29 protein-coding genes are annotated in these 26,150 nt (G+C 70.9%); 11 read left to right on the forward strand and 18 right to left on the reverse strand.

Annotated features, from left to right (window positions below):
- Positions 1 to 7 precede the first annotated feature (7 nt).
- Positions 8 to 1,717: an amidase family protein gene (locus tag VFX14_01175; GenBank protein HEU5188278.1), complete on the forward strand. Its 1,710-nt coding sequence runs from the start codon at positions 8 to 10 to the stop codon at positions 1,715 to 1,717.
- A 16-nt stretch (positions 1,718 to 1,733) separates the two neighbouring features.
- Positions 1,734 to 3,272 (forward strand): lytic transglycosylase F, encoded by a 1,539-nt coding sequence (locus VFX14_01180; GenBank protein ID HEU5188279.1) that lies wholly within the window; start codon positions 1,734 to 1,736, stop codon positions 3,270 to 3,272.
- A 10-nt stretch (positions 3,273 to 3,282) separates the two neighbouring features.
- Here the strand turns inward: VFX14_01180 and VFX14_01185 are convergent, their stop codons facing one another.
- From VFX14_01185 to VFX14_01205, 5 genes are all read right to left on the reverse strand, one after another.
- Positions 3,283 to 4,173 (reverse strand): alpha/beta hydrolase, encoded by an 891-nt coding sequence (locus VFX14_01185; protein ID HEU5188280.1) that lies wholly within the window; start codon positions 4,171 to 4,173, stop codon positions 3,283 to 3,285.
- Positions 4,173 to 4,625 (reverse strand): dienelactone hydrolase family protein, encoded by a 453-nt coding sequence (locus tag VFX14_01190; GenBank protein ID HEU5188281.1) that lies wholly within the window; start codon positions 4,623 to 4,625, stop codon positions 4,173 to 4,175. Before VFX14_01190 ends, VFX14_01185 begins: the two co-directional genes overlap by 1 nt.
- Entirely contained in the window at positions 4,622 to 4,855 is a 234-nt protein-coding gene (locus tag VFX14_01195; GenBank protein HEU5188282.1) for a hypothetical protein, read from the reverse strand. The genes VFX14_01190 and VFX14_01195 overlap by 4 nt, the downstream gene beginning before the upstream one ends.
- 370 nt (positions 4,856 to 5,225) lie before the next feature.
- Positions 5,226 to 5,396 (reverse strand): hypothetical protein, encoded by a 171-nt coding sequence (locus tag VFX14_01200; protein HEU5188283.1) that lies wholly within the window; start codon positions 5,394 to 5,396, stop codon positions 5,226 to 5,228.
- Between the two features lie 153 nt (positions 5,397 to 5,549).
- Positions 5,550 to 6,020: a hypothetical protein gene (locus tag VFX14_01205; GenBank protein ID HEU5188284.1), complete on the reverse strand. Its 471-nt coding sequence runs from the start codon at positions 6,018 to 6,020 to the stop codon at positions 5,550 to 5,552.
- Positions 6,021 to 6,159: 139 nt separating this feature from the next.
- On the opposite strand from VFX14_01205, the gene VFX14_01210 reads away from it, so the two are divergent.
- The gene (locus VFX14_01210; protein ID HEU5188285.1) at positions 6,160 to 6,825 is read left to right on the forward strand and encodes a class I SAM-dependent methyltransferase; all 666 of its coding nucleotides are present in this window, start codon (positions 6,160 to 6,162) and stop codon (positions 6,823 to 6,825) included.
- A gap of 205 nt (positions 6,826 to 7,030) precedes the next feature.
- Here the strand turns inward: VFX14_01210 and VFX14_01215 are convergent, their stop codons facing one another.
- The 4 genes from VFX14_01215 to VFX14_01230 are packed head-to-tail and all read right to left on the reverse strand — an operon-like array spanning position 7,031 to position 9,182.
- Positions 7,031 to 7,471 carry a hypothetical protein gene (locus VFX14_01215; GenBank protein HEU5188286.1) on the reverse strand — a complete coding sequence of 147 codons (441 nt, stop codon included), beginning with the start codon at positions 7,469 to 7,471 and terminating at the stop codon, positions 7,031 to 7,033.
- A 36-nt stretch (positions 7,472 to 7,507) separates the two neighbouring features.
- A complete protein-coding gene (locus tag VFX14_01220; GenBank protein ID HEU5188287.1) occupies positions 7,508 to 7,888 on the reverse strand; it encodes a hypothetical protein in 381 nt (126 codons plus the stop codon).
- 18 nt (positions 7,889 to 7,906) lie between these two features.
- Positions 7,907 to 8,437 (reverse strand): cupin domain-containing protein, encoded by a 531-nt coding sequence (locus tag VFX14_01225; GenBank protein HEU5188288.1) that lies wholly within the window; start codon positions 8,435 to 8,437, stop codon positions 7,907 to 7,909.
- A gap of 22 nt (positions 8,438 to 8,459) precedes the next feature.
- Positions 8,460 to 9,182 (reverse strand): aspartate/glutamate racemase family protein, encoded by a 723-nt coding sequence (locus tag VFX14_01230; GenBank protein HEU5188289.1) that lies wholly within the window; start codon positions 9,180 to 9,182, stop codon positions 8,460 to 8,462.
- Positions 9,183 to 9,257: 75 nt separating this feature from the next.
- Between VFX14_01230 and VFX14_01235 the strand changes: the two genes are divergently transcribed.
- Positions 9,258 to 10,358 (forward strand): ResA-like WAxxUGC motif-containing protein, encoded by a 1,101-nt coding sequence (locus tag VFX14_01235; GenBank protein ID HEU5188290.1) that lies wholly within the window; start codon positions 9,258 to 9,260, stop codon positions 10,356 to 10,358.
- Positions 10,359 to 10,379: 21 nt separating this feature from the next.
- Here VFX14_01235 and VFX14_01240 read toward each other — a convergent pair whose 3' ends face one another.
- The gene (locus tag VFX14_01240) at positions 10,380 to 11,327 is read right to left on the reverse strand and encodes a cyclase family protein (GenBank protein HEU5188291.1); all 948 of its coding nucleotides are present in this window, start codon (positions 11,325 to 11,327) and stop codon (positions 10,380 to 10,382) included.
- Between the two features lie 35 nt (positions 11,328 to 11,362).
- Here VFX14_01240 and VFX14_01245 point away from each other — a divergent pair, with 35 nt between their 5' ends.
- Entirely contained in the window at positions 11,363 to 12,907 is a 1,545-nt protein-coding gene (locus VFX14_01245; GenBank protein ID HEU5188292.1) for an ABC transporter substrate-binding protein, read from the forward strand.
- Between the two features lie 9 nt (positions 12,908 to 12,916).
- Here VFX14_01245 and VFX14_01250 read toward each other — a convergent pair whose 3' ends face one another.
- Genes VFX14_01250 through VFX14_01260 form a run of 3 tightly spaced genes read right to left on the reverse strand, consistent with a single transcriptional unit; the run spans position 12,917 to position 16,085 of the window.
- Complete coding sequence (locus VFX14_01250) at positions 12,917 to 14,068, reverse strand: acyl-CoA dehydrogenase family protein (protein HEU5188293.1); 1,152 nt, start codon at positions 14,066 to 14,068, stop codon at positions 12,917 to 12,919.
- Positions 14,065 to 15,300, reverse strand: coding sequence for an LLM class flavin-dependent oxidoreductase (locus VFX14_01255; protein HEU5188294.1), 1,236 nt, complete (start codon positions 15,298 to 15,300; stop codon positions 14,065 to 14,067). Before VFX14_01255 ends, VFX14_01250 begins: the two co-directional genes overlap by 4 nt.
- Before the next feature lie 8 nt (positions 15,301 to 15,308).
- Positions 15,309 to 16,085, reverse strand: coding sequence for an alpha/beta hydrolase (locus tag VFX14_01260; GenBank protein ID HEU5188295.1), 777 nt, complete (start codon positions 16,083 to 16,085; stop codon positions 15,309 to 15,311).
- Between the two features lie 112 nt (positions 16,086 to 16,197).
- On the opposite strand from VFX14_01260, the gene VFX14_01265 reads away from it, so the two are divergent.
- Both VFX14_01265 and VFX14_01270 read left to right on the forward strand, forming a co-directional pair.
- Positions 16,198 to 17,298, forward strand: coding sequence for a PHB depolymerase family esterase (locus tag VFX14_01265; protein HEU5188296.1), 1,101 nt, complete (start codon positions 16,198 to 16,200; stop codon positions 17,296 to 17,298).
- Positions 17,295 to 17,915 carry a cation transporter gene (locus tag VFX14_01270; protein ID HEU5188297.1) on the forward strand — a complete coding sequence of 207 codons (621 nt, stop codon included), beginning with the start codon at positions 17,295 to 17,297 and terminating at the stop codon, positions 17,913 to 17,915. The genes VFX14_01265 and VFX14_01270 overlap by 4 nt, the downstream gene beginning before the upstream one ends.
- Here the strand turns inward: VFX14_01270 and VFX14_01275 are convergent.
- Together VFX14_01275 and VFX14_01280 are read right to left on the reverse strand one after the other, a co-directional pair.
- Positions 17,905 to 18,225 carry an NIPSNAP family protein gene (locus VFX14_01275; GenBank protein ID HEU5188298.1) on the reverse strand — a complete coding sequence of 107 codons (321 nt, stop codon included), beginning with the start codon at positions 18,223 to 18,225 and terminating at the stop codon, positions 17,905 to 17,907. The two genes, VFX14_01270 and VFX14_01275, sit on opposite strands and share 11 nt — an antisense overlap.
- Before the next feature lie 11 nt (positions 18,226 to 18,236).
- The gene (locus VFX14_01280) at positions 18,237 to 19,400 is read right to left on the reverse strand and encodes a methionine synthase (protein HEU5188299.1); all 1,164 of its coding nucleotides are present in this window, start codon (positions 19,398 to 19,400) and stop codon (positions 18,237 to 18,239) included.
- Positions 19,401 to 19,477: 77 nt separating this feature from the next.
- Between VFX14_01280 and VFX14_01285 the strand changes: the two genes are divergently transcribed.
- Genes VFX14_01285 through VFX14_01300 form a run of 4 tightly spaced genes read left to right on the forward strand, consistent with a single transcriptional unit; the run spans position 19,478 to position 22,173 of the window.
- Positions 19,478 to 20,179, forward strand: a complete 702-nt coding sequence (locus VFX14_01285) for an iron-containing redox enzyme family protein (GenBank protein HEU5188300.1) — start codon at positions 19,478 to 19,480, stop codon at positions 20,177 to 20,179.
- Between the two features lies 1 nt (position 20,180).
- Complete coding sequence (locus VFX14_01290; protein HEU5188301.1) at positions 20,181 to 20,990, forward strand: hypothetical protein; 810 nt, start codon at positions 20,181 to 20,183, stop codon at positions 20,988 to 20,990.
- Positions 20,987 to 21,259: a hypothetical protein gene (locus VFX14_01295; GenBank protein HEU5188302.1), complete on the forward strand. Its 273-nt coding sequence runs from the start codon at positions 20,987 to 20,989 to the stop codon at positions 21,257 to 21,259. Before VFX14_01290 ends, VFX14_01295 begins: the two co-directional genes overlap by 4 nt.
- Positions 21,259 to 22,173: an LLM class flavin-dependent oxidoreductase gene (locus tag VFX14_01300; protein ID HEU5188303.1), complete on the forward strand. Its 915-nt coding sequence runs from the start codon at positions 21,259 to 21,261 to the stop codon at positions 22,171 to 22,173. Before VFX14_01295 ends, VFX14_01300 begins: the two co-directional genes overlap by 1 nt.
- A 3-nt stretch (positions 22,174 to 22,176) precedes the next feature.
- On the opposite strand, the gene VFX14_01305 is transcribed toward VFX14_01300, so the two are convergent.
- The 3 genes from VFX14_01305 to VFX14_01315 form a co-directional block, all read right to left on the reverse strand.
- The gene (locus tag VFX14_01305) at positions 22,177 to 23,256 is read right to left on the reverse strand and encodes a DUF3500 domain-containing protein (GenBank protein HEU5188304.1); all 1,080 of its coding nucleotides are present in this window, start codon (positions 23,254 to 23,256) and stop codon (positions 22,177 to 22,179) included.
- Between the two features lie 4 nt (positions 23,257 to 23,260).
- Positions 23,261 to 23,902 carry a thioredoxin family protein gene (locus VFX14_01310; protein ID HEU5188305.1) on the reverse strand — a complete coding sequence of 214 codons (642 nt, stop codon included), beginning with the start codon at positions 23,900 to 23,902 and terminating at the stop codon, positions 23,261 to 23,263.
- Positions 23,903 to 23,927: 25 nt separating this feature from the next.
- Positions 23,928 to 26,150: thioredoxin family protein (locus VFX14_01315; GenBank protein HEU5188306.1), on the reverse strand; the 2,223-nt coding region annotated here is incomplete at its 5' end.

The following is a 26,150-nucleotide window of genomic DNA, read 5'->3' on the forward strand; positions in this document are numbered from 1 at the left end:
GATCTCCATGCGCCGACCCGCCTTCGCCCCGATCTTCCTCGCCATGCTCGTCACCCTGGGCTGCGCCGCGCCGATGGCCGGCCAGAAGCCCTTCACCGTCGTCGAGACCGGCATCCCCGAGCTCCGCCAGGCGCTGGCGGACGGGCGCATGACTTCCCGCCAGTTGGTCATCGCGTACCTGACGCGCATCGCGCTTTACGAGGATCAGCTCAAGGCCATCATCACGGTGAACCCGCGCGTGCTCGAGGAGGCGGACGCTCTCGATCGCGAGCGCGCGCAGGGGACGCTGCGCGGCCCGCTTCACGGCATTCCCATCGCGCTCAAGGACAACATCCACACGATGGACATGCCGACGACGGGCGGCGCCGTCGCGTTCGAGGGCTACCGCCCGCCCTACGAGGCGACGATCACGCGGCTCCTCCGCGAAGGCGGGGCCATCATCATCGCCAAGACCGTGATGACGGAGCTGGCGAACTGGGTGGCGGGGCCGCCGACGCCGATGCCCGCCAACTACAGCGGGCTCGCCGGCTATGGGCTCAATCCCTACGATCCGCGCCGCGACCCCCGTGAGTGGATCAACGACGGCCGGCCGGTCCTGCTCACCGGCGGCTCCAGCTCTGGCATCGGCACCGCGGCGAGCTTCTGGGCGGCCAACGTGGGCACTGAGACCTCCGGCTCCATTCTCAGTCCCGCGAACCAGACCATGCTGGTGGGGATCAAGCCCACGGTGGGACGGGTGAGCCGCTACGGCATTATCCCGATCACCGCGGACCAGGACATCGCGGGCCCCATGGCGCGCACGGTCACCGACGCCGCGATTCTCCTGGGCGCGCTCGAAGGCCTGGCGCCGGATCCCAATGACCCCGCTACGCGGACCTGCCCGCTCACCCCCAACCGCGACTACACCGTGTTCCTCAAGCGCGAGGCGCTCAAGGGCGCGCGCATCGGGATCCCGCGCGCGTTCTTCTACGACAAGTACACCCCGCCCGGCGAGACGGCGGCCCGCGGCGGGCTCAACGAGGATCAGGCACGGGTGATGGCCGAGGCCATCGAGGTGCTCAAGCGCGAGGGCGCGGTGATCGTCGATCCCGCAGACCCTCCCAGCGTCGTGGATCCCGACCCCGCGCAGAACCACACGCTGTGGGGCCTGTGCTCGGGTGTCCCGGGGGCCAAGGGCTCCGACGCGAACTGCTCGGTGACGTTCAAGTACGGCATGAAGCGCGACTTCAACCGGTGGCTGGAGTCGCTCGGCCCCGCCGCGCCGGTGAAGAGCCTGACCGAGCTCCGCAACTACAACCTGACTCGCTTCTCGCGCGGCGCCATCAAGTACGGCCAGTCCCAGCTCGACATCTCCGACGAGATGAACCTCGTGGCCGATCGTGAGCGCTACGAGGCCGACCGCGCCAAGGACATCCGGCTCGCGGGGACCAACGGGATCGACGCGATCATGAAGGCCCAGCGGCTGGACGCGCTGCTCTTTCCCGGCGCTACCGGCGCTCTGATTGCCTCGCGCCCCGGCTATCCCTCGGTGATCGTGCCCTGGGCCCTCATCCCCAACGCGTCCACGCCGCCGTTCCCCGAGGGCTATGTGCCGCGGCCGGCGCCCTTCGGCGTCACGTTCACGGGCATGGCCTGCAGCGAGGGGCGCCTGATCGAGCTGGGGTACGCCTTCGAGCAGGCGACGAAGCGCCGGGTGCCTCCGCCCTCAACGCCCTGATCCGGAGAGGCCGCACATGAGCGTGCGACTGCTCGGCGTTCTGGCGGGATTGCTTCTCCTGGTGGCCGCCGCGGCCGCCCAGACGCCGGAGCCCACACGGCCCGCGGCGCCGGTGAAGCCGTCGGCCCCGAAGGCCGCGGCGGCGCCCACGAAGTCCGGGACCGCGCCCGCCGCGTCCAAGCCCGCGCGCATGGGTCTGGCCATGCCCGACGCGGTCTGGACAGGCGATCTCGACGGCATGATCGGCCGGCGCCAGATCCGCGCGCTCGTGCCCTACAGCAAGACCTTCTACTTCGTGGACAAGGGCCAGCCCCGCGGCGTCTCGTACGATGCGCTCTCGACCTTCGAGGAGACGCTGAACCGGAAGGTCAAGACCAAGAACCTGCGCGTGCACGTGGTCTTCATTCCCACGTCGCGCGACCGCCTGCTGCCGGCCCTCGCGGAGGGGAAGGGCGACGTCGTCGCCGCCAACCTGACCATCACCGAGGACCGCCTCGCCGTCGTGGACTTCACCGATCCGCTTCTGACCGGCATCAACGAGATCGTGGTCACCGGGCCGGGCTCGCCGACGGCGCTGACGAGCGACGATCTCGGCCGCCGGGAGATCTTCGTCCGGAAGTCCAGCAGCTACTGGGACAGCCTCGAGACGTTCAACGAGGAACGGAAGAAGGCGGGCAAGCCGGAGGCGGTGCTCGTGCCGGCTCCGGAGCAGCTCGAGGACGAGGACCTTCTCGAGATGCTCAATGCCGGCCTCATCAAGATGGTGGTGGTCGACAGCCACAAGGCCGCCTTCTGGAAGCAGATCTTCCCCAAGCTGGTCATCCACGGCGACGTGGCGCTGCGGACGGGCGGCCAAATCGCCTGGGCGATCCGAAAGGGCAGCCCCAAGCTCAAGGCCGAGCTCGACGCCTTCATCAAGACGCATGGGGAGAATTCCGCGTTCGGCAAGACGGTGCTGCGGAAGTACCTGAAGGACACGCGCTACGTGAAGGACGCCGCCTCCGAGGCGGAGATGCGGAAGTTCCGCTCGCTGGTCGGGCTTTTCCGCAAGTACGGCGACAAGTACGGCATGGACTGGATGCTGATGGCCGCGCAGGGCTACCAGGAGTCGCGGCTGGACCAGAGCGCGCGGAGCCACGTGGGCGCGATCGGGGTCATGCAGGTGATGCCGGAGACGGGCAAGGAGCTGAAGGTCGGCGACATCACGAAGACCGAGCCCAACATCCACGCGGGGGTGAAGTACATCCGCTTCATGGTGGACCAGTACTACTGGGACGAACCCATGACGGACCTCGACAAGGGCCTCTTCGCCTTCGCCGCCTACAACTGCGGGGCGGGGCGCGTCAACGCGCTGCGCCGCGAGGCGGAGAAGCGCGGGCTCGATCGGAACGTGTGGTTCGACAACGTGGAGCGGGTGGCCGCGGACAGGATCGGGCGGGAGACGGTCACCTACGTGAGCAACATCTACAAGTACTATATCGCCTATCGCCTCGTGCAGGGCGAGTACCTTGAGCGCGAGGCGGCGAAGAAATCGCTGCGCGAGACCAAGCCCTGAGGGCCGCCGGCTAGCCCAGCAGGGACCGAAGCGCCTCCACCACCGCGCCGGGCTGCTCGCGCGGGAAGAAGTGCCCGGCGCCCGCCACCACGTCCTGCCGGGTCCCCGCGGGAAACCGGTCGAGGTCCCGCTCACCCGGCCGCTGGAGGGCCACGCCGTCTTCCGCCCCGTGGAGCACCATGCTCGCCACCGTGATGGCCGGGCGCGTGGCGAGATGCCGCTCGATCGGGTCGTAGCGCGGCTCGCCGGGCGCGTGGCCGTGACGGTGCCGGTAGGAATGGATCACGATCGGCACGAAGTCGGGGCTATCCCACGAGGCCGCGGTGGCCTCGAAGGTGGCGTCGTCGAACCGGTAGCCCGGCGACCAGTCTCGCCAGAGCAGCCGGCAGATCTCGCGACGGTTCGCGGTGAGCCCCGCCACCCCGCGGGCGGTGTTGAAGTACCACTGATACCAGTTGGCGCGCTCTTGCAGCGCCGAGGCGGGACGCGGCGGCGCCAGCGTGTTCTGGACGTTGTAGCCGCCGATGGTGACGAGCGCGCGCACACGCGCGGGGCGGAGGATCGCGGTGATGCAGGCGGCGCGGCCGCCCCAGTCGTAGCCGGCCAGCGCGGCGGGCGGCAGTGCGAGGGCGTCGAGGAAGTCGATAAGATCCTGGCCGATCGCCGCCTGCTGCGCCATGCGCGGCGCGCTCGGGTCGAGGAAGCGCGTGGCGCCGTAGCCTCGCAGATACGGCACGAGCACGCGGAAGCCGGCCGCGGCGAGCGGCCCCACCGCTCCGTCCCACGCGCGCACGTCGTCGGGGAAGCCGTGCAGGAGCACGACCGGCACCCCGCCGGGCGGCCCCGACTCCTCGTAGGCGATCTCGAGGGTGGGCGTGCGGAGAGAGCGTTGCGCGCCCATCAGCGGGAGCCTACGGCGGGCGCGAGGCGCTGGTCGAAGAAGGCGAGCACCCCGCAGATGCTGTCCGCCCACGCCTCCGCATTGCCGCCGGTGGTGGCGCCCCGCCCGCCCGACGCGTTGGGATTGATGCGGGTGCCCATATAACGTACAGGGTTCGCGCTGTCGAAGGAGTGGTGCGCGCCCCCATAGATCTTGATGGCGGCGGGGTGGCGGGCGGCGCGCGCGGTCTCGACCATCTGGCGGCACGGCTCGGCCGGCGTCCAGTCATCGAGCACGCCGATGAGGACGAGCAGCGGGGCGACCGGATGATAGACGCCGCCCACGCCATTCCAGTCGCCGAGTCGTGCGCGGCACGCGGGGGAGAGGGCCACCGCCGCGGCGAAGCCGCCCTCGGCCTGCGGTGCCAGCAGGCTGTATTGCGTCGTCGAGCCACCGTGCCAGCCGCCCATCATGAGAAGCTATCCGGCATCACCGTCACATAGCCGTGACCGGTCAGCGTCTGCGCCCAACGCGCGGGCTCGAGAGGGCCGTCCCCACTCGGACGCGTGATCGACACGAGGATGCGCTCGACGGCGCCGCCGGGCGCCGGCGTCCCCATCGTGTCCGCGGCGGCGGCGCCGGCGCCCGAGGCGAGCAGCAGGAGGACCACCGCGAGACGGAGCGCCGGTTGACGGGCCTGCATGGCGGGGAGATTGTAGTCCGACCAGACGCCGCGCGGCGCTTCATGCGCGCCTCCCGCAAGGCCCGCGCCTGGGTGGTGACGAGCCCGGCGGTGACGATTGCCGAGGCCGAGGCGCCGCACTTCCCGACATCGACCGGGCCGTCCTCACCGCGACCATCGCGACCTACCAGACGCTCGGCTGCTGGACGCCGCACGTGGAGATCACGCGACCGGCGCTCGACGTCGCGATTGACGTGTTCGTCCATGCTGGCCAGATCACGCGGCGCGCCCGTCTCGAGGACGTCGTCGCGCCGCCTCCCGACGACTGATCGACCCACGACGGGCGGTGATGGTCTCGGACCGCCACCGCCCGTCTCTCCCCGACGCGGCGCTACCGCCGAGGAGTGTCGAGATCTTCGTCCTCGCCTTCCGCGTCGCCCAGGTCCGCGTCGTCCAGGTCCTCGTCGTCGAGCTCCTCGTCGTCGAGCTCCTCGACCTCATCGACGTGCCGAGGTGCATAGGGCGTCTTGGGGTCCGGGTCCTTGTCCGTGCGCCTGTCCATTGTTATGGCCTCCTCTCCGGGGTCGGGCGCGTCAGCGGCCCACCCCGAGCAGGAACAAGATGATCAAGAGGCTCGCGGGCACGCCCAGCATCCACAGCAGCAGATAGGGCAGCACTCGGCCGTGCTGATCCATTGAGATCCTCCTTTCTCTGGCTATGCGTCCAGCGGATCGTGCCGCCGGCTCCACGCGCGCCACGCCGTCGGGTGTCGGGGGAACAGCACGCTCAGCATGCCGACCGTGGCCAGGAGGTTCGCGAGCACCAGAGACCACCACGGGATCGGGTCGAGCGCCCATTCCGCCGTGACCTTCAGGATCGCGATGAACGCGACCTGGAAGCAGCACAGCAGCATGAACGCGGCGAACAGCACTGCGGGCTCCCGATCCGCGATCCGGAACAGGCCGGTCACCGCCATGCCGAAGAGCACGAATGCGGCCGCGTGCAAGACGGTGTACTTCGCCACGAGCCCCAGGCTCACCACCACGGGGCCGCCCCCACCGAAGAGCGCGGTCCCGAGCACGCTCGGCGTATACAGCGGCGCGCCGTGCGCGAGGTCATACGCGAGGAACCACCCCGCCACCAGCACCGCCCCCACAAGCCCGACCAGGGCGCCTTCCTGAATCAATCCAATTCGGTGTCGTTCGGCTGTCCTGAACATTGAGGACCTCCTGCGCGATGAGGATTGCCAGAGCCGTGCCAGAAGAGCAGGGTAGGAACCGGTGAGAAGGAACTACTCGGTGGCCCTGTCGCGATGGGCACGGTAGTTGCTGCCACTCACGGTGTGGTGGTGGTTGGGGCACCTGGCGATGACGACGGCGACGACGCGCAGCCCGTGGGATCAGGAATACGTACGACGGTCGGATACGTACGTGTTCGGCACGGCGCCCTCGCTGCTCGCGCTGGAGCTGGCGCCGAGTATCCCGCCCGGCGGGCGCGTCTTGGATCTGGGCTGCGGCGAAGGGCGGGACAGCGTGTTCTTCGCCTCACGCGGCTTCGAGGTGACCGGCGTCGATCCCTCCGCCGCGGGGCTGCGCAAGGCGCAGCGGCTCGCCGAGGAGCGCGGGGTGGAGGTGACCTGGGTGGAGGCGACGCCTCCCGACCTGTCGGTGAGCGGGCGCTTCGACCTCGTGTATTCGTGCGGAGCGATTCACTACGTTCCGCGGCGCGACCGCCGACGGCTCTTCCGGGCGCTGCGCTTCCTCACGGCGGTGGGCGGTCGGGAGGCTCACATCGTCTTCACCGATCGCTGGATCTACCGAGAGCGAGGCGAGCTGATCGATTACTTCGCCCCCGGGGAGCTGGCGAGCGCGTTCGCGCCCGGCGAGATCCTCCGGCGGGAAGAGCGCATGATCAGCTGTGCCCAGGATGGCCGGCCCCACCTGCACAGCGTGGAGCTCCTCGTCGCCGCACCGCTTGACGTCCGGTTGTAGTCTCCTCCGCCTGTCGTTTTGACTCGGAAAGAACTACCTGGCAGCGCGGGCGTCGGGTCCTTAAAAGTCCCAGAGATAGACGCGGAGCCCGAGCGAGACGAACACCGGGGCCCAGGATTCGCCTCGTGCCGGGACTCCCCTGCCAGCTTGAGGGGGCCGTGGGTGTAGAGGTACTTGACCTCCGCGCCGACCGCCACGCTCCGCGTCAGGAGGTACTCGGTCTCGTAGCCCTCGAAGGCCAGCTCCACGCCCAGGTGAGGGGTGATGTGGAGGCCCAGGGCCCCGCCGAAGTACTGGTTGAAGGGCCCGATAGCGGGCGGCTCCGGCTCGATCGTGATGTGATCCGACACGTGCGATCCGTCACGGCGGCGGCGCCCACGCGCAGGACGCGGTAGAGGCGCATGCGGCCACCCGCCGGATCGATCGGCGGCGCGGTCGGCCGCTCGGGGTAGAACATGCGCACGCCGAACGCGGTGAACAGCGACGCGATCGAGTGGGAGTGCTCCACGTTGTGGATGCGCAGGGTCTGGTCGCCTGCGAAGAGGTACTTCACCTCCGCGCCTACCGCGAGGCCGTCGGCCAGGAAGTACTCGATGCCGGCGCCGAGCGTCCCCACCGGCACGGGCGCGGTCGGCGTCCACGCCATGCCCGAAGGTGCCCTGCTTGCGATCGTTGAACTCGCCTACCGCGAAGCCCGCCCCGCCACGGCGTACGGCGTGAGCTTGCCGTCGAGCAGCGGATAGCGCACGCGAATCTGGGGCACGATCGCGGTGACCGCGTACTCGCCCACGGACCCGAAGCCCTGGACCTTGAGGCGGCGCTCGAACAGATCGCCGGACAGCTCGCCCCCGAGATAGCGGTTCACGTTGCCGCCGACGGACAGGCCCCAGTAGTCGCGCACGTGGGTGCCGGGATTCGAGCCGAACCCGCGGACGCCGAGGTAGGCGCGCGGCTCGTCGCCGTCGTGGGCGGTGACGGGAAGGGCCGCGAGGAAGACCGCCGAGGCGCAGAGCCCCACCGCGGTCAGGCGTCCGATGTGGGTTCGGACCGTCGACCCGCGCATGGTCGAAGGCAGTCTACTCTAGACTCGCTCCGCGCTCACCAAAATGAACGCCACGAGGCAGGGCGCGTCGCTTCGGTTGGCCCACGCATGATTTGTGCCCCGTTGCACGAGGCAGTCGCCGGCCTTCATGAGGGTCTCGCCCTCGTCCATGAGGGCCCAGATCTCGCCGGACAGGACGATGGCGTAGTCCACGCTGTCGGTCTTGTGCATGCCGGGATGGCGGGACGCATCGGGATCCATCGCATGATCGGCGCCCATGGCGGAGAAGGCCTGCTTGCGATCGAAGGCGCCGCCGGTCTTCTCGGGCGGGAACTCGACCACTCGAAAGATGGTCCCGTGCTTCGGCGGCTCCAGCACCACCGGACGATCCGCGGCGTCCGCGCTTCCCGTGTTGCGGGCGGGCGTCGAATCGGTGACCCAGAGGTTGGTGAGGGCGAAGTCGGTGCGGCCGCCGATCGTGAGGACGTGGGGCGAGGGCCCGTCGCTCAAGAAGGTGGAGCGGCCCCGCGCGTCGTGGCCGGTGACGATACGCCGAATCTTCCGAACCATCGCTCGTCTCCTCTGGGTATGGCTAGGAGCGCAACAGGCGGCCGAAGCCGGGAATGGGCGCGCGGTGGCCCAGGCGACGCAGCGTCATCCAGATGCTCGCCTGGTTCGAGGTGACGACGGGTTTGCCGGTGCGGCGCTCGATCTCTTCCACCGCCTCCACCGAGCGCCAGGCCGTGCACGAGCAGAGCAGCGCGTCGGCGTCGGGCCGGCACGCCCGCGTGGCGAATTCCACGATGACCGACGGGTCCTGATCGTTGATGCCCTGGTTCCCGGCGCAGGCCGCGCTCGGCTCGGCCTCGAGGTTCAACACCTCGAAGCCCTGGGCGGCGAGGTAGGTGCGGAGCCGCTGATTGTTCCAGTCCGGATACGGCGTGGCGACGGAGAGGCGGCGGGCGCCGAAGAGCCGCAGGGCCTCGACCACGGCGGGGCTGGTCGCCACCGCGGGTACCTTCGCGGTGTCCTCGATGAGGGCGATCATCTCCCGGTCCCAGCCGGGGCCCTTGAAGAAGCTCCCGGTGGTGCAGCCGTAGGAGATCGCGTCCACGCGCGCGGTGGCGAGATAGCGCGCCCCGCTCTCGATCTCGCCGTTCATGCGCACCATGCCCGCCTCGCCGAGATCGTCGTTGGTGAGCCAGAGCCGCTGCCCGTGCACGGTGAAGCCGCGCGGCACCACCATCTGGAAATCGGCCTCGCACGTGGTATTGGTGGACGGCACCATCACGCCGATTCGCTGTCGCGTCGCCATCGGATCGATCCCCCCGCGGCCGTCGCCGCCGCGCTAGTATAGCCTGCGAGCCGAAGACAACCGGGGAGGAGCGATATGGTGACCCTGCTGACGGACCGTGGGATGCGCGCGGTAGACGCGCGCGTGGAGGGCGAGCGGCTCTGGCTCGATGCCGGGGCGCTCGAGGACGCGACGGGCTGGGGGCTCAAGCCCGAGGGGCTGTGCCGGGACGGGGCCTGCGTGCCGCTGCCGCCGGGCCGGCAGGGCGCGTTCGTCCAGGGCGGGCGCGTGGACGCCGCGGCGCTCTGGAGGCACCTGGACAATCCCGTCGTGCACGACGAGGCCCGCCGGATCTGGGTTCTGGGTGAGGGCGCCGATGAGCGCGCGGCCTCGCTGGCCTCGCTCATCGCCCCGGACTTCACCCTGCCCGACGTGAACGGACGCTCGCACGCGCTGTCCGACTACCGCGGCAAGAAGGTCTTCCTCGTCTCGTGGGCGTCCTGGTGAGGGTGCCGGCGTGACCTGCCCGTGTGGCAGGAGCTCTACGAGAGCCTGAAGGACCGGGGGTTCGTGGTGATCGCGGTGGCGCTGGACAGCCGGCCGGCCGATCCGCTCCCGTGGATCGAGGCGGCCAAGCCCACGTATCCGTGCCTCATCGACCGCGACCATCGTCTGGCGGACCTCTACGGCATGGTGAACGTGCCGCAGGCGGTGTGGATCGACGAGGCCGGGCGCATCGTGCGCCCCACGGAGTCGGCCGGCGCCTATGAGGGCTTCCGGAAGATGAACCGGGTCACGCGCGAGATGCCGGCGGATGTGGCCAAGATGAATGCCGACGCCCGGGCGACCTATGTGGCCGCGATTCGCGACTGGGTGGCGCGCGGGGCCCAGAGCGAGCACGCCTTCGAGGGCGCCGAGGCGCGGGCGCATCTCCCCGCGATCACCGCGGACATGGCGCGCGCTCATGCCGCCTTCCGGCTCGGCCAGTACCTGATCCGCGAGGGCCGCGCCGACGAGGGAGACCGCTGGCTCGCCAAGGCGAGCAGCCTCCACCCGGAGTCGTGGGCGATGTGGCGCCAGCGGGCCGGCGTCAACGAGATGGGGTTCGCCTCGCTGCCGGACTTCTGGGAGCGGGTGGACGCCCTCGGCGCGAAGCGCTACTACGCGCCGGTGGACATGAAGGGGATGCCGGGCTAGGCGCGCGGGCGGCCGCTACGACTACTTCAGCGCGTAGGGATTGATGGGCGTCCCGACCGCGCGCGTCACCGGGAGCGGGGGCGCGACGAGCAGGAAGCTCCAGTGCCCGTCGGCCACGCAGTCCTCGGCGAGGGCCTCCAGGTAGAAGATCTCGCCGAGCGTCAGGCCCATATTGGGGATGGCGCAGACGTGGAAGGGATTGCGGAAGCCGATGATCTCGGAGGGCCGCACCTCGACCGCGTAGTTGTCGCTGGCCACCGCGGCGATCTCTTTGGCGTGCATCCAGGGCGCGGTGTACACGGACACGCCCGGGAACGGGTCGAGGTCGAAGTAGTGCCAGTCGCTCCGGTCGAGGTACCGGGTCATGTGGCCGGTGCGCACGAGGAGGATGTCGCCGCGCTCGACCTCCACGCCCTCGGCGGCGGCAGTGCCCTCGAGATCGTCCACGGTGACGGCGTAGCCCGGCTCCAGCGCGCGCACGCCCTTCCATCGCGCGACGTCAAGGAGCACACCGCGACCCACGATCCGGTCGATGGTCTTGTCGATGCTGTTCTTGGCTGCGCCGGTGCTGGTGACGAGGCTGGCGTCGTAGCCGTTCCACATCTTCCCCTCGTAGAAGATATGCGCGAGGCTGTCCCACTGGGTCGCGCACTGGAGCGGCATGACGATCCAGTCGTCGGAGCCGCCGTAGCCCTCCATCGCCTCCACCTCCGCCGGGGTGCGCGGCTGATCCCCGCCGTCACGGAACATGGAGTGAATGGGGTTGAAGCGCTGCCGCGTGCCGCTCTGCGGCCCCTCGCGCTGGAGGGGAATGCCGAGCGCGAAGACCTTGCCGGCGGTGACGAGCCGGCTCGCCCGCGCGATCGTGTCGGGAGTGATGAAGTTCAGCGTCCCGATCTCGTCATCGGGCCCCCACCGTCCCCAGTTCCGCACCTGTAGGGCCAGCTTCCGAAGGGCGTCCTCGCTCATGCCGTCTCATGGTATACCCGCGGCGGAGGTGCGCGATGAACTTCATCCAGCGCCCGCTCTTGGGGCTGCTGCTGCTCGCCGTCCTGCTCGCCGCCCCCGGCGCGCGCGAGCGCGCGCGCGCCCAGCCGGTCCGCCCCGAGGGCGAGATGCGCTGGGCCATCTACATCACGCTCTCGCCCAACTGGTTCGACCCCGCGGAGGCGGTGGGGCAGCTCACGCCGTTCTGGGTGCTGTACGCCCTCCATGATGCTCTCATCAAGCCGCTCCCCGGCAATCTCATGGCGCCGAGCCTCGCAGAGTCGTGGACGGTGAGCGCGGACGGCAAGACCTACGAGTTCAAGCTCCGCGAGGGGCTCAAGTTTCACAACGGCGACCCATTCACCGCGGAGGACGTGAAGTTCAGCTTCCACCGCGCCAAGGCGCGCGCCATCCAGGAGCGCGTGCGCGAGGTGGTGGTGGTCAGCCCCTCTCGCGTGCGCTTCGTGCTCCACGAGCCCTGGCCGGACTTCCTCACCTACTATGGGAGCCTCGTGTCCGGGGCGGGCTGGGTCGTCCCCAAGAAGTACGTCGAGCAAGTGGGGGCGGAGGGCTTCAAGCGCAATCCCGTCGGGCTAGGGCCCTATCGCCTCGTCGGACACACGCCCGGCATCGAGCTCGTGATGGAGGCGAACGAGGGCTACTGGCGCAAGGTCCCCTCCGTGAAGCGGCTCGTGTGGAAGATGGTGCCCGACTCCAATACCCGTGTGGCCATGCTGAGGCGCGGCGAGGTGGACATCGCCTACCTGGTGGAGGTCCCGCAGGCGCAGGAGCTCAAGCGGGATCCCAATCTCCGCCTCGCCTTCTCAGGCGGTATCGCCGTCTTCTACCTCGACTTCTTCGATCAGTGGGATCCCAAGTCACCCTGGGCGGACAAGCGCGTGCGGCTGGCTGCCAACTACGCCATCGACCGCAAGGCGCTCAGCGAGGCGGAGACGCTGGGCGCATCGCGCCCGGCCGGGAACTTCGTCCCGCGAACCTTCGACTTCGCGCTGCCCATCGACCCGTACCCCTACGATCCCGCGCGGGCCCGGGCCCTCCTCGCCGAGGCCGGGTACGCCAACGGCTTCGACGGGGGGGAATTCCATCAGCTGCCGCCGTACTTCTCGCTGGGCGAGGCCATCGTCGGCTACTTCCGCGCGGTGGGCATCCGCATGACGATGCGCCCGATGGAGCGCGCCGCCTTTCTCGCCGCCGTGCAGTCGAAGAAGCTCAAAGGGGTGTGCGTGTGCTCGAGCGCCCTCTACGGGAACGCGGCCTCGCGGCTCTCCGAGGTGCTGCCGAGCGACGGCGCCTACGCGTACGGGGGCTATCCGGATCTCGACGCGCTCTACAAACAGCAGGGGCGCGAGACCGACCGGGCCAAGCGCGAGGCGATGCTCCACCAGATCCAGCGGCAGATGCACGAGCGCGTGCGCATGGGCCCCATCTTCGACTACATCTGGCCGAGCGGTATCGGGCCGCGGGTCGCCGAGCCGGCCCTGATGCTCATCGATCCCTACCCGTGGTCGGCGCCGCTGGAAGACGTTCGCCTGAAAAAGTAGCGCGCGCGGCTAGAGGCGCGTCTCGTCCACGGGCAGGCCCAGCCAGTGCTGGCCCACGAGCTCGTAGTGGGCGAAGCGGGCCTGCAGGTGCTGGCTGATGACGTGGATGTCCTGGAACTGGCGCTGGAGGGGGTGGCCGTCGTAGATCGCGGTCACGCCGGAGGCGTTGTACACCGCATCCACCACGCTCACCGCCTGCCTGATCCCGTGCGTGGTCGAGAGGCGTAGCATGGCGCGCTCGTCCAGGGTGAGGGCGCCGGTGGCGCTGGCCCGCGCCCAGATCTCCTCGACGGTCTCCACGAGGAACGCCCGGGCGGAGCGGAGATTCGCCTCGGCATGGCCCACCATGTCCTGGATCATCGGCTGCTCGCGCAACAGGACCTGGTTGCGCGGGCTCTTGGTGCTCGCGAGCTCGAAGAAGCCGTCGAGGCAGGCGCGCGCGACTCCCAGCGCAGCGGCGGCGTCGCCCGACGCGAACAGCAGCGTGCGTGGGATCTGGTAGAGGGGCCCCTTCTCGTAGAACGGCGGGTTCACCGAGAGCACCGTGCGCGACTCGGGCACGAACACGTCCTGCACCGCGAAGTGATGCGTGCCGGTGCCGCGCATGCCGCGCACCGTCCAGGTATCGAGCAGCTCGCCCTCCGCGACGGGCACGTAGAGGTAGCGCGCGTCGGGCGCGCCGTCGGGCAGGCGCCGCGCCTGGCCGTTCTCCATCACGGTGGCGTGCGCGGCGAGCCATGCGGCGTGCCGGCAGCCGGTGGCGAAGCCCTGACGGCCGGTGACGCGGTAGCCGCCGGAAACCGGGATCGCGGTGGCGGTGGCCATGGGCGTGTTGGCCACCACCGCGCGCGGCACGTCCATCCAGATCGCGCGGGCGGCCTCGCGCGGCATGCGGGCGGCATAGGTCGCGTACACCGCGCCCTGGTTCACGACCCACGCCGTGCTGGCGTCGGCCTTGCCGAGCTCCTCGATGACCTGGATGTAGGTGGGTGGATCGAGCTCGCCGCCGCCGATCGAGCGCGGGACGAGGAGGTGGAAGATGCCCGCGTCGGCGAGAGCCTCGAAGATCGAGCGGGGCAGCTCCCGGTCCGCCTCGATCTCGTCCGCGCAGGCGCGGACGCGGGGCGCGATGGCCCGTGCCGCGGCCAGCGGATCCGTCACGCCCGCGGGACCCGGAGCTCGGCGGGCGCGGGGTGGGCCAGGCTGACCGGGGCCTTGGACTCGAACGGATCGGCGAGGCCCAGGCTGTTGCCGATCTCGCGCACGGCGGGGAGCACCTCCTCGCCGAGGAGCCGGATGCAGGTGCGCGAGTCCGCGTCGCTCACGAAGCCGTCGCTGGCCCAGAAGCCCACGATGGACGGGCGCGTCTCCTCGAGCAGCCGCCGGAGGCGCGGGATGACGGTCTTCGGCGTGCCCGCGATGATCTGCTGGTCGGCGATCTGATCCTCGAACGCGGCGGCGCGGGGGTTTTCCCTCCGTCCCACCGCGAACTCCACGAACGCGGTCCGGTTGGACGGCGAGAAATAGCCGGAGGGGCTCGACCACACCGGATGCGCGAGCCCGGTGAACTCGCCCTGCATCCACATGAACTGCCGCGCGTTCGCCATGGCCTTCTCTTCCGTCTCGGCCACGTGGATGCGCTGCAGATACCCGCGGTTCTCGGGGCCCGCCACGTAGCCGGCCTCCGCCGCCGCCTGATCGTAGAGCTGCCAGATCTTCTTGGTGGCGGGAATGGCGGTCGAGAGCGCGATGTACGGATAGCGATGCTTCGCTGCCCAGATGACGGTCTCCTTGCTCAGCACGCCCGGGATCCACACTCGAGGATGCGGCGTCTGGAGCGGCAGGGCCCAGGGATTGACCACTCGATGATGGTAGTGGTTGCCTTCCCAGCGGAACGGGCCGTGCTGGGTCCACGTCTTCACGATGAGGTCGTGGGCTTCCTCGAAGCGCTCCCGGTTGTACGCCGGGTTCACGCCGGTGGCGAGCTGCTCCTGACCGCCGCCGCGCACGAAGCCCGAGACGAGTCGGCCCTTGGAGATCATGTCGATCATGGCCAGCTCCTCGGCCAGGCGCAGCGGGTCCTCGGACAGGGGCAGGGGATTGCCCAAGAGCACGATCTTCACCCGTTCGGTAATGGCGGCGAGGATGGAGGCGAAGACGTTGGTCTTGGCCTGCATGCAGAACGGCGCGTTGTGGTGCTCGTTCAGCATGATGCCGTCGAAGCCCACCGCCTCGGCGAGCTTGTAGTGCTCCATGTACTGGTTGTAGAGCCGGCTTCCCGCCACGGGATCGAAGTGGCGGTTGGAGAACATGAGTGCGGTGGCGCCGAATTTCCGGCCCTCCTCCTCGTCGTACGCCGACATCGGCTGCTCGGTGAAGTACATGAGATGCATGGCGGCTCCTAGGCTGCGGCGAAATCGATGATGGCCCGCGCGACCTCCGCGGGTCGTTCCATGTCTACCAGGTGCCCCGCGCGCTCGAGGACGGTGAGCGTCGCCGACGGCATGGCCTTGGCGTAGCGCTCGCCGCACTCGAGCGGCACCACGCGGTCCTCGCCGCCCCAGATGACCAGGGTCGGCGTCTTCACGCCCCCGAGCAGATGGGGCAGGCTCGGGTTGAACATGTAGGGCCGCCACGCGATCCGGAATGTGGTCTCGCGGTTGACGTCCCAGCGCTCGAGCAGCGGGGTCGGCAGCTCCGTCCCGTAGGCGCGCTCGAGCGCGGCCGGGTCGTGGAAGCCCGCGCGGATGTACTCGATGTAACTCATGAGCGCCTGATCCATGATATCCCCGCGCTCCGGCTTGATCCCCATCGCGCCGACCAGGACGAGCCGCTTGAGCTGAGCGGGCGCCATCGTGGCCATCTCGGCGGCGATCCAGCCGCCGAAGCCCAGGCCCACGCACGTCACGCCGGTCAGGCCGCGATCGGCCAGCAGGGTCTGATAGAGCACCGCGACGTCGCGGACGTTCTTGAGCCACGCGGGCCGGGGCGAGGCGTCGTACCCGGGATGCGCGGGCGCCAGCACCGTGAAGCGCGCGGCCAGCGCCTCGTGCAGGGCGGGCTGATCCGGACTGCCGATGTCGTGATGGAGGATCAGGAGCGGCGCGCCGGTCCCACCCGTGCGCAGATGGAGGGGTGTGCCGGCGACGGTGACCGTTTCGTGGGACCAGGATGTCATGGGGAGCTCCCGCAGAACGGCCGCGCCGTTCCGGTTTGCGAACGACCTTCCTCTATCTGGTGGTCGAACCTTACTCGATGGGCGGAGGGATGTCACGGGGCAAAATGGCGCCATGCCCTCCCGTTCCGACGTCGCCGACGCGCTCGACGGACTCCTGGGCCCGATGCTCGGCACGCTCGAGCGCGTGGGCTGGGTGCAGCGACACCTCTTCCCCCCCGCGGCGGCGCAGCTGGCGGAGGTGCTGGCTTCGCAGCGCGATCCTCTCGCCGGCGCCCTGCGAGACTTCGAGGCGTTCGCGTGGACAGAAGACCTGGGCTTCATCCGCGACCGGCTCGTCGACTGCGCCGGGCAGACGCTCGCGCTGGTGGACGCCTTCGTCACCGCCGCCGCCAGCCCCGACGACCCCGTCGGTCTCTACCGCGCGCTGCGCCGCTTCTCGCCGCTCCAGGAGGCGCTCTATCCGCTGGCGCCCGTGCTGGAGTCGGTGAGCCGCTGGTTTCTCGAGCCCGCGCGGCGCGACGATGACGCGCTGGTTCTGCGCCTGCGGGCGGCGGCGATCCGCGAGGACGGGCCGAGGGTGGGCGTGCTGCACGCCAACAACGAGCGCGACCAGCGCGGGGGCTTTTCGCTCTACGTCCCCGAGGACTGGGACGGCCACGCCGCGATGCCGCTGGTGGTGGCGCTGCACGGTGGGCACGGGCACGGTCGCGACTACTTGTGGGTGTGGCTGCGCGAGGCGCGGGCCCGCGGCATGCTCGTGCTCTCGCCCACCTCGCGCGATCGCACCTGGTCCATCATGGGCGGCGGCGACGTCGATGCCGCGCCGCTCGCCGCGATGATCGAGTCGGTGGCCGGCCGCTACGCGGTGGACCGCGCCCGCGTGCTCCTCACCGGCATGTCGGACGGCGCCACCTACGCGCTACTCCTCGGGCTCAGCGCGGACATGCCGTTCACCCACCTGGCTCCCGCCTGCGGCGTACTGCACCCGCTCCTCCTCATCGAGGGGCGGCTCGGACGCGCGCGGGGGCGGCCCATCTATCTCGTCCACGGCGCGCTCGACTGGATGTTTCCGGTGCAGACGGCGCGGATGGCGGCCGAATCCCTCGAGGCGGCCGGCGCCGCGGTGGTGTATCGCGAGATCGCGGACCTCTCGCACACCTACCCGCGGGACGAAAATCCCGCCATCCTCGACTGGCTGGCCGCGAAGGCGTGAGCGTGGACACCTGCTGCGCGGTGATTCCCGACGTCACGCGCCGCCAGCGGCGCGTGCTCCAGATCGTGCTCGCCCTGAACGCCGCCATGTTTCTGCTCGAGCTGGGGACGGGACTCCTCGCGCGCTCCACCGCGCTCGTCGCCGACTCCGCCGACATGCTGGGCGACGCCCTCGTCTACGGCGTGAGCCTCTATGCCGTGGGACGGGGCGCGGCGTGGACGACGCGCGCGGCTCTCCTCAAGGGCGGGCTCATGGCGGGGTTCGCGGTGGGCGTCCTCGGCCAGGCCGCGCTCGAGCTGGCCCGCGGCGCGGCGCCGGTGGCCGAGGCGATGGGGGCGGTGGGGCTGATCGCCCTCGCCGCCAATGCGCTGTGCGTGGTCCTGCTCTGGCGGCTCCGCGACGACGACGTGAACATGCGCTCGGCGTGGCTCTGCTCGCGGAATGACGTGGTGGCCAACGCCGCCGTGCTGCTGGCCGCGGGCGTGGTGTGGGCGACGGGCTCCGGCGTGCCCGACCTCGTAGTCGGCGTCGCCATCGCCGCGATGTTCGGAAGCTCTGCGGCGCGGGTGCTGCGGGACGCCGGGCGCGCGCGCCGCGGGGCGGCGGCTACTGAATAGGTGAACGCGGCGTTGCGGTCAATCGAGTGACGCGTATCTTTTCCCTGTCGATCATGGTGGGCACTTTGGGCGCGATCTCGTTCTTCCAGTAGTCGCTCTGGTAGACCGCGTCGTAGAGGCGCTTGCGCTCGGCCTCGCTCTCGAAGCGGCGAATCCACACGTAGACCGACGCATCTTCCTCGCCCACGAAGCTGCCGAGGATCACCATGCCCATCTTCACCTGGAGGGGGATGATCTCCTCCTCCATGCACTTGACCCAGTTGGCCTGCTGTCCCGGATGGATGTGGTACTGCCGCAGCTCGAACAGCATGGGCGTTCTCCTTATCGGCCGCCGAGGCGGCGGGTGGCGAGGGCCGCGCCCGCGCTGAGTGAGCGCAGCTTGGCCCAGACCACGCTGGGCGCGCACATCTCGGAGCCGGCGAAGGTGCCGAATCCACAGTCCGTCGAGGCGATGACGCGGGTGCGGTCGCCCACCGCGCCCACCGCCTGCACGAGTCGGTCGGCCACCACCTCGGGATGCTCCACGTAGTTGGTGGTGGTGTCGATCACGCCGGGGAGGAACAGCATGCCCGCGGGCAGTCCGAGCCGGGCGATCACGCGGTGCTCGTGCTGATGCCGCGGGTTGCCGAGGGGGAGCGACAGCGCGCCGACCTGGGCGCGGGTGACGAGCGGCAGCACGGCCTCCAGGGGCACGTCGTGCGTGTGGGGGCCGTCGTAGTTCCCCCAGCACAGGTGCAGGCGGATGCGGTCCGGCGGGATGCCGGCGCAGGCGCGGTTGATCGCGTCCACGTGGAGCGCCACCGCCTGCTGGAAGCGCTCGAGCGAGTCATCCTGGAAGAAGCGCGCCCGCTCCATGGCGAGATCGGGGCAGTCGAGCTGCAGCACGTAGCCGCGCCGGTGGATCAGCTCGTATTCCTTCTTGAGCTCATCGGCCAGAGCCATGACGTAGCGCTCGTGGGAGTCGTAGTGGGCGTTGAGCAGGATGGTGGCGGCGGTGCCCGGGGACACCGCGGTCATGAAGCGCTCGGCGAACGTTGCGGGCGCCGCCGCCACCGCGCGGTCGAACATGTCGCACTCGCGCTCGGCCTCGCCGAGGTCCTCGTAGCGCACGGGGCCGACGGCCTGGGGCGCGTCGCCGATGCGCGCGGCGTCGGCGCGGCGGCGCGTGAGCATGGCGGCATAGTCGGGGAACTCGGCGAACTCCTTCGCCGCGGGCCGCCGGCTCGTCCCTCCGAAGCCCCGCATGCGCCGCGCCACGTACGTGGAGAACCCGGCGCGCGGCTGCTCGCCGTCGTTGCCGATGTCGACCCCGGCCTCGAGTTGACGGCGCACGACCTCCCGCACCGCCGCCTCCGCCTCCCGCGCGAGCGCGGCCTCGTCCACCGCCTCGCCGCGATCCTGCTGCACGAGGAGCGTCCGGAGCGCCGCGCTGCGGGGAATGCTTCCGACGTGGGTGGTGAGGATGCGCTCGTCGCTCGCTCGCATGGGATCCCTCCGGGCGGGCTAGAGTATCAGATCGAATCCGGCTGCGATAGAATCCGCGCGGGAGGAATTGCCAGGCCATGACCACCGAGCAGTGGTACGACGCGCTCACCGCCGAGCTCCTCGCACGGAGCCCGTTTCGTGAATCGGACTACTTCAAGCGCTTCGCCGCCGGTGCCCTCACGCGGGAGCAGGTGTGGGGGCACATGGGCCAGCACTACATGATCATCACGTGGTTCCCGCGCATCTTCAGCGGCATCCACACCCGCTGCGAGGAGCTCGAGGTCCGCAAGGACTGCGCGCGGCACCTCCTCGTGGAGGATCTCGGCTACTTCGAGGGCAAGGTGGGCGGCACCCCGGACCACGACGAGCTCTACCGGCGGATCGGCGACGACCTGGGCTACGGCCGCGAGGTCTATGACACGATCCGCCCGGTGCCCGAGATGGCGGCCATCGTCGACCTTTTCCGCCGCCTCGCCCACGAGGTCCCGTGGAGCGCAGCCCTCTGCGCGACCGCGCTCCTCGAAGAGGAGGTCGTGGAGATCGCGCGTACGGTGGGGAAGGCCCTCGTCCAGCACTACGGGGTCCGCCCGGAGTGGGGCGGGGCCAACTACACGGTGCACGAGGCGGTGGAGGCCGAGGAGTCGGGCGAGACCAAGGCCACGATTCTCAAGCATCTCAAGACCCTGGAGGACCGGAAGGCGGCGGAGGCGGCGATGCGGGAAATGCACGATCTGCTGGAGCGCTACGCGGCCGGCCTGAACCGCCGCTTCCCCGCCTGACATGCCCCTCGTCGCCGCCGTCGCGTGCCCCCACACCCCGCAGCTCCTCGTGCGGCCGGACACCGAGGACCGCGACCTCGTGCTGCGCGTGCACGCCGCCTACGGCGAGGTGAAGCGGCGGCTGGCCGCGGCGCGCGCGGACGTGATCTGCCTCATCGGCGGCGACCACATCGAAGGCTTCTTCCTGAACGCGGTGCCCGCCTTCGCCGTCTACGCGGGCGCGCGCGTCTCCGGCCAGTTCGGGCGCTACGACTACACCTTCCCCGTCCACGAGCCGCTCGCGCGCGCCATCCTGGAGCAGGGGATCGAGCGCGAGTTCGACCTCGCCTACAGCCAGGACGTGCGGCTGGACTACGCGTTCTACGTGCCGCTGCACTTCACGATGCCCGAGCCCGCCCTGCCCATCGTGCCGCTCTACGTGAACGTGTACCTGCCGCCCCAGCCCACGCCCCGGCGCTGTCTCGCGTGGGGCCGGGCGCTTCGCGAGATCCTCGACGGGCGGTCGGAGCGCGTGGCGCTCATGGCCTCGGGGGGCCTCTCGCACTACCCCGGCACGGACCGCTACGCCTCACCCGACTTCGACTGGGACCGCCAGCTCCTCGCCGCGCTCGCCGAGGGACGCGGGGCGGACACGGCACGGCTCAGCGGCGAGGAGCTGGACAAGGCGGGCAACGTGGAGCTGCGCACGTGGATCACGCTGCTCGGCGCGGTGGGCGCCGCCCGCGCGGACGTGATCGCGTACGAGCCCTCCTGGCATCACGGCAACGCGGTGGTCGCCTGGCCGGTGACCGAGGCGGGAGCGCGGCGATGAGCACGCACTACTTCTTCCCGCCCGCCGCGGCCTATCCGCTGAACCAGTGCCTCTACCGTCTCAAGTCCGACGCCGAGTATCGCGCGCGCTTCGTGAAGGACCCGGAGGCGGCCATGGACGAGCACGATCTGGATGCCGCGGCCCGGGCCGCCCTCCGCGGCTTCGAGCGGGATCCGCTGATCGCGCTCGGCGCGCATCCCTACCTCGTCTTCATGGCCGATCTCCGCGTCAAGATGGAGGACAAGCCAGCGGCCTTCGAGCACTTCTGATGGCGGCGCCCGACGCGAATCGGATCCCGGTCGGGCTGAATGTCTGGTCGCGGCTGGTCGACTCCACCTTCCCCTACCTCGACCAGAGCGCGGCGCCCTTCGACTCCCTGTGGTTCCCGGATCACGTCCAGTACGGCAGTCACAAGGTGGCCGAGGGCTGGACGCTGCTCGCCTGGGCGCTGGCCCGGTACCCCGACAAGCTCGCGGGCCACGAGGTGCTCTGCAACAACTTTCGCAACCCCGCGCATCTCGCGAAGATGATGGCAACCGCCCAGGCCCTCTCCGGCGGGCGCGCCATCCTCGGCATCGGCGCCGGCTGGAATCGCGAGGAGTACCGGGCCTACGGCTGGCCGTTCGCGGTCCCCAGCGTGCGCATCGCCCAGCTCGACGAGGCCATCGCGCTGATCCGCGCCATGTGGTCGGGCGCGCCCGCGGCGTTCCACGGCCAGCACTATGCCATCGCCGACACCTACTGCGAGCCGCGCCCCGATCCGATCCCGCCGGTGATGGTGGGTGGCTCCGGGGAGAAGCACCTGCTCCGCGTCGTGGCCAAACGCGCCGACTGGTGGAACTGGACCTACAAGGGCCGCGAGGCCTACACGCGGAAGCGGGAGGCGCTCAAGGGCCATTGCCGGGAGGTCGGGCGCGACTACGACACCATCCAGCACGTGATCCGCGTGGGCATCCTCATCGCGGAGACGGAGGCCGAGGTCGCGCGGGTGAAGGGGCGGCCCGACACGCGCTCGCTCGACGATATCCAGCTCGTAGGGACGCCCGACCAGGTGACCGAGGCGCTCCTCGACGTCGTGCGGCAGGGCGCGCATCAGCTCACGGTGAACTTCGCCGACGTGCCGCGCGCGGACGGCACGCGCCTCTTCGCCGAGCGCGTGCTGCCCCATCTCCCGGGGCGCTAGCGGTCAGGCCCCTTGGTGGTGGTGCTGCTGATGCCCGCGCTCGTAGTGGGCGCGGAGGAGATCCAGCCCGAAGTCGTTCGTCGGGTCGTGCCACACCGAGTGGATGTGGTTGGCGTCGTTCTGGGTGTTGTCGTACTCGATGAGGAGCGTGGGACCGTGGAGCCGGTAGTAGTGGGCCTTGCCGCGCTCGAGGGGCCCCGCCCAGGCGAAGTGGAGCTGCTCGACGCCGGCCTCGCGCAGCCGCCGCAGCTCGGCCTCGGCCAGCTCCGCCCGCATGTTGCGGGCGTACTCCTCGACCAGGCGGAGGGCGAGCGTCCGCTGGTCGCCCGTCATGTCGGCCAGGGACAGGCCGGCGAACGTGGTCAACCGGTCGGTCCGTCCGGGGCCGCTCACGATGTCGCCCAGCGATTGGCCGCCGATCAGCATGCGCCCGCGCTGCCGGGCGTCGGTGCCCTCGGCCAGCGTGCGCGCGAGATCTTCCTCGCGCGCCAGCGTGCGCAGCCCCTGTAGCGGTCCGCTTCGCACCTCGGCGGGGTTGGCTCCGAAGAAGGCCGGCGTCACCGCGACGGGCTTGCCGGGCACGAGGGTGAAGTTCAGGGAGAGGTGATGCCCTTCCAGCCGCCATCCCCACGGCGCGCCGGGGCCAGGCGTGCCGAACACGGTGAACGCGTAGTTGTCGGGATCGCGGCCGAGGCCGAAGGTCTCGATCCGGCGCAGCACGTCCTCCAAGCGGAAGATGTTCACCGCCTTGCCGTAGCCGACCGCGCTCAGGCTCGTCTTCATCAGCTCGTGAGCGGCCGCGCGGGCGGTGCGGGGCATCTGCTTGAGCGGCACGCCCTCGCGCCCGCGCGGCACGTAGTGCCAGTTCTGCCGCTCCTTGTCCGAGACGGCGAAGGTCGCCGCCCGCTGGAGGTCCGCGGGCAGCGCGGCGAGGAAGGCGCCGGCCGCGGCGGCCATGGCCGCGCGCCCGTCGTCGCCCAGCTGGGCGAAGGCCGGATGCGGCCGGCCATGCAGGGCAGCGCCCGCCGCCAGCCCGCCCACGAAGCCGTGGAGGAGCCGGCGGCGGGAGAGAGGCCGGGTCATCGGCTCAGGAGTACTTCACCGTGCAGCCGTAGGCGCGCGTGAGGGGCGTCTTCACCGGCTGGCCCGCGGCCACCGACGCCAGCGCCGCGCGCACGTAGTTGTTGGCGCCCTCGACGTCCGAGCGGCGCGTCGTGGGCCGGTCGTCGATCGCGCCCGCGTAGACGAGCAGGCCGGTCTTGTCCACGACGTACATGTGCGGAGTGTTGGTGGCGCCGTAGAGCTTGCCCACCGTGCCCTGCGGATCGAGGAGCACCGCGGTGGGGGCGGCCTTGCGGCTGGCCGTCAGCTCGTCGGCCTGCGGGGCGGTGACATAGCCCTGCGTGCCGGGCGCGGACGAGATGATGGTGAGCCACACCACGCCCTGGCCGGTCGTCTCCCGCTGCAGCGCCTGCATGTTGCCCGACTCGTAGTGCTTCCGCACGTAGGGGCACTCGTGATTGGTCCACTCGAGCACCACGACCTTGCCGCGGAGATCGCCGAGGCTCTGGGCGGCGCCGGTGGTGGCGGGCAGGGAGAACGGGGGCGCGGCGGTGCCGACCTTCGCGGTCGCAGCGGCGCCCGCGGAGCGCGGCGCGGCCAGGGCGGCGGCGACGCCGAGACCGGTCCCGGCGAGGAAGCGGCGGCGGCTGACGGGGATGTTCGACATGGCGTCTCCTTTGGATCGTGGCATGTCAGAGACCGTTCACGGCGTCGACGACGAGGCGCTCGCTGAGAATGGGCGGAAGAATGGTGGGCGCGGCGGGGCGGCCGCCGGGGGGATAGAGGACATAGAGGGGGACGCCGCTCCGTCCGAGGCCATCGAGCGCGGCGGCGATCTCCGCGCTGCGGCTGGTCCAATCGGCCTTGAGATAGACCACCTGCTTGCGCGCAAAGGCCGCCGCGACGTCGGGCGCCCGCAGGGCCACCCGCTCGTTGACCAGGCATGTGATGCACCAGGCGGCGGTGAAGTTCACGAACACGGGCCGGCCGGCGGCCTGCGCCTCGGCCACGCGGCGCGCGCTCCACGGCTCCCAGCGAATCATGCCGTCGGCCGCCGCCGCGTCCGGCGTGGGCGCGGGCGTGCCCAGGACGAATGCGCCCAGCGCCACCGCGAGCACCGCGCCGGCCAGGGAGGCAGCCGCGGCCATGCGGCGGCGTGCGGGCGCGCCGCCGCGCGCGACGCGAAGCGCCCACGCCGCGAGGGCGATCAGGATGAGCCCGGTCACCACCGCAGCGACACCTCGCTCGCCCGCCTGCTCGCGCAGCACCCACAAGAGCCACGCCACGGTCGCGTAGAGCGGCACCGCAAGCGCGCGCTCGAGCCAGCGCATCCACGGTCCCGGGCGCGGCAGAAGACGCCGCCACGCGGGCATGGCGCTGAGGGCCACGTACGGCGCGGCCAGCCCGAGCCCCAGCGCGGTGAAGACGGCGAGCGCGATCGCCGCGGGCTGGGTCAGCGCGAAGCCCGTCGCCACGCCCATGAACGGCGCGGTGCAGGGGCTGGCCGCCACCGCGACCAGCGCGCCCGTCCAGAAGGAGCCGGCATAGCCGGGGCGCGCGGCCAGGCTCGCGCCGACGCCGCCCAGCCGTCCGCCCAGCGAGAGCACGCCCGAGAGGGCGAGGGCCAGCAGGAAGAAGAGATAGGCGAGGCCGGCGACCACCAGGGGCGACTGGAGCTGAAAGCCCCAGCCGAGCCCCGCGCCGCCCGCGCGCAGCGCGATGAGCACGGCGGCGAGGGCGAGGAAGCAGGCGAGCACGCCCGCGGTGTGGGCGAGCCCATGGCGGCGCATGATCCGCGGCGCGGCGTCCGTCTGCTGGACGAGGCCGAGCGCCTTGATGGAGAGCACCGGCAGCACGCACGGCATCAGGTTGAGAAGGAGTCCTCCGAGGAAGGCCAGGCCGATGGCGGCGAGCACGGACAGCGCAGGCCCCGCCGGCGCCGACGCGAGCGCGGTGGGCCGGCCGGCCTGGATGGCAAAGGCCTGACTGACCACCTGGCCTTCCAGCCGCTCCTTCTCGCCCTCGAGGCGCTCCTTCAGCACGAGCACGCCGTCCACGGGATTCTCGAGGGCGCCCGCGAGGGGCCCGCGCGCCATCGTGAGCGTGAGGCCCCGCGCATCCACCCGCGCGTCCTGCGGGGCGGCGTACTCGATCAGCCCCCACTGGGCCGGATAGAACCACATGTCCACGATGCGGTCGGCGGTCAGGCCCGGCGCCGCCACGGTGAGGACGACGCGCTCGGGCGAGGCCGCGACGGACGCGGGCCACGGGCTCGCCACCGGCACCGCGCGCCGCGCGCGGGCGATTTCCGCCGCGCCCGCGCCCGGCCCGGCCGGGCCCGCGACCACGGGCAGGGTGAGCACGACGTCGCCTTCTTCCGGAAGGCAGATCTTCTCGCACACGAGCCAGGCCGCGCGACCGCGCAGCACGACGTCGCGCCCCGGCGGAAGACCGGCGGGCGCGCTCACGCGGACCAGGAGCACGGCCTCGCCCGTGTAGCCGTGGCTCATCGCGGGGCCAACGGGAATGCGCTCGGGATGCGGCCATACAATAGGCTCCGCGGTGAAGCCGGGGGGCAGCGCCCACTCGATCGTGAGGGCCTCGCCGGAGTCGCCGGGATTGATCCAGTAGGTGTGCCAGCCGGGCGCGATGCGCTGGCGGATGCCCACCCAGACCGCGCCCCCGGGACTGATGCCCGCGGATTCCGAGATGAGGTCGACGGTGACGAGCGGCGCATCCGCCGCGCAGGCGGGGGGCGGCGCGCCCAGGCTCATCGCGAAGGCAAGGGCGGGGGCGTGCCCGAGCGCGAGCAGGCGCGCGAGCCGGAGCCAGATGTCACGCGGAGGAGTCAGCCGCATCCGGGTGCGGCCATTGTCCCATGCCCGCCAAACGCCGCGCTCGGGTCGCGGACGCTG

The sequence above is a fragment of the Candidatus Methylomirabilota bacterium genome (assembly GCA_035764725.1).
Taxonomy (GTDB): domain Bacteria; phylum Methylomirabilota; class Methylomirabilia; order Rokubacteriales; family CSP1-6; genus DASRWT01.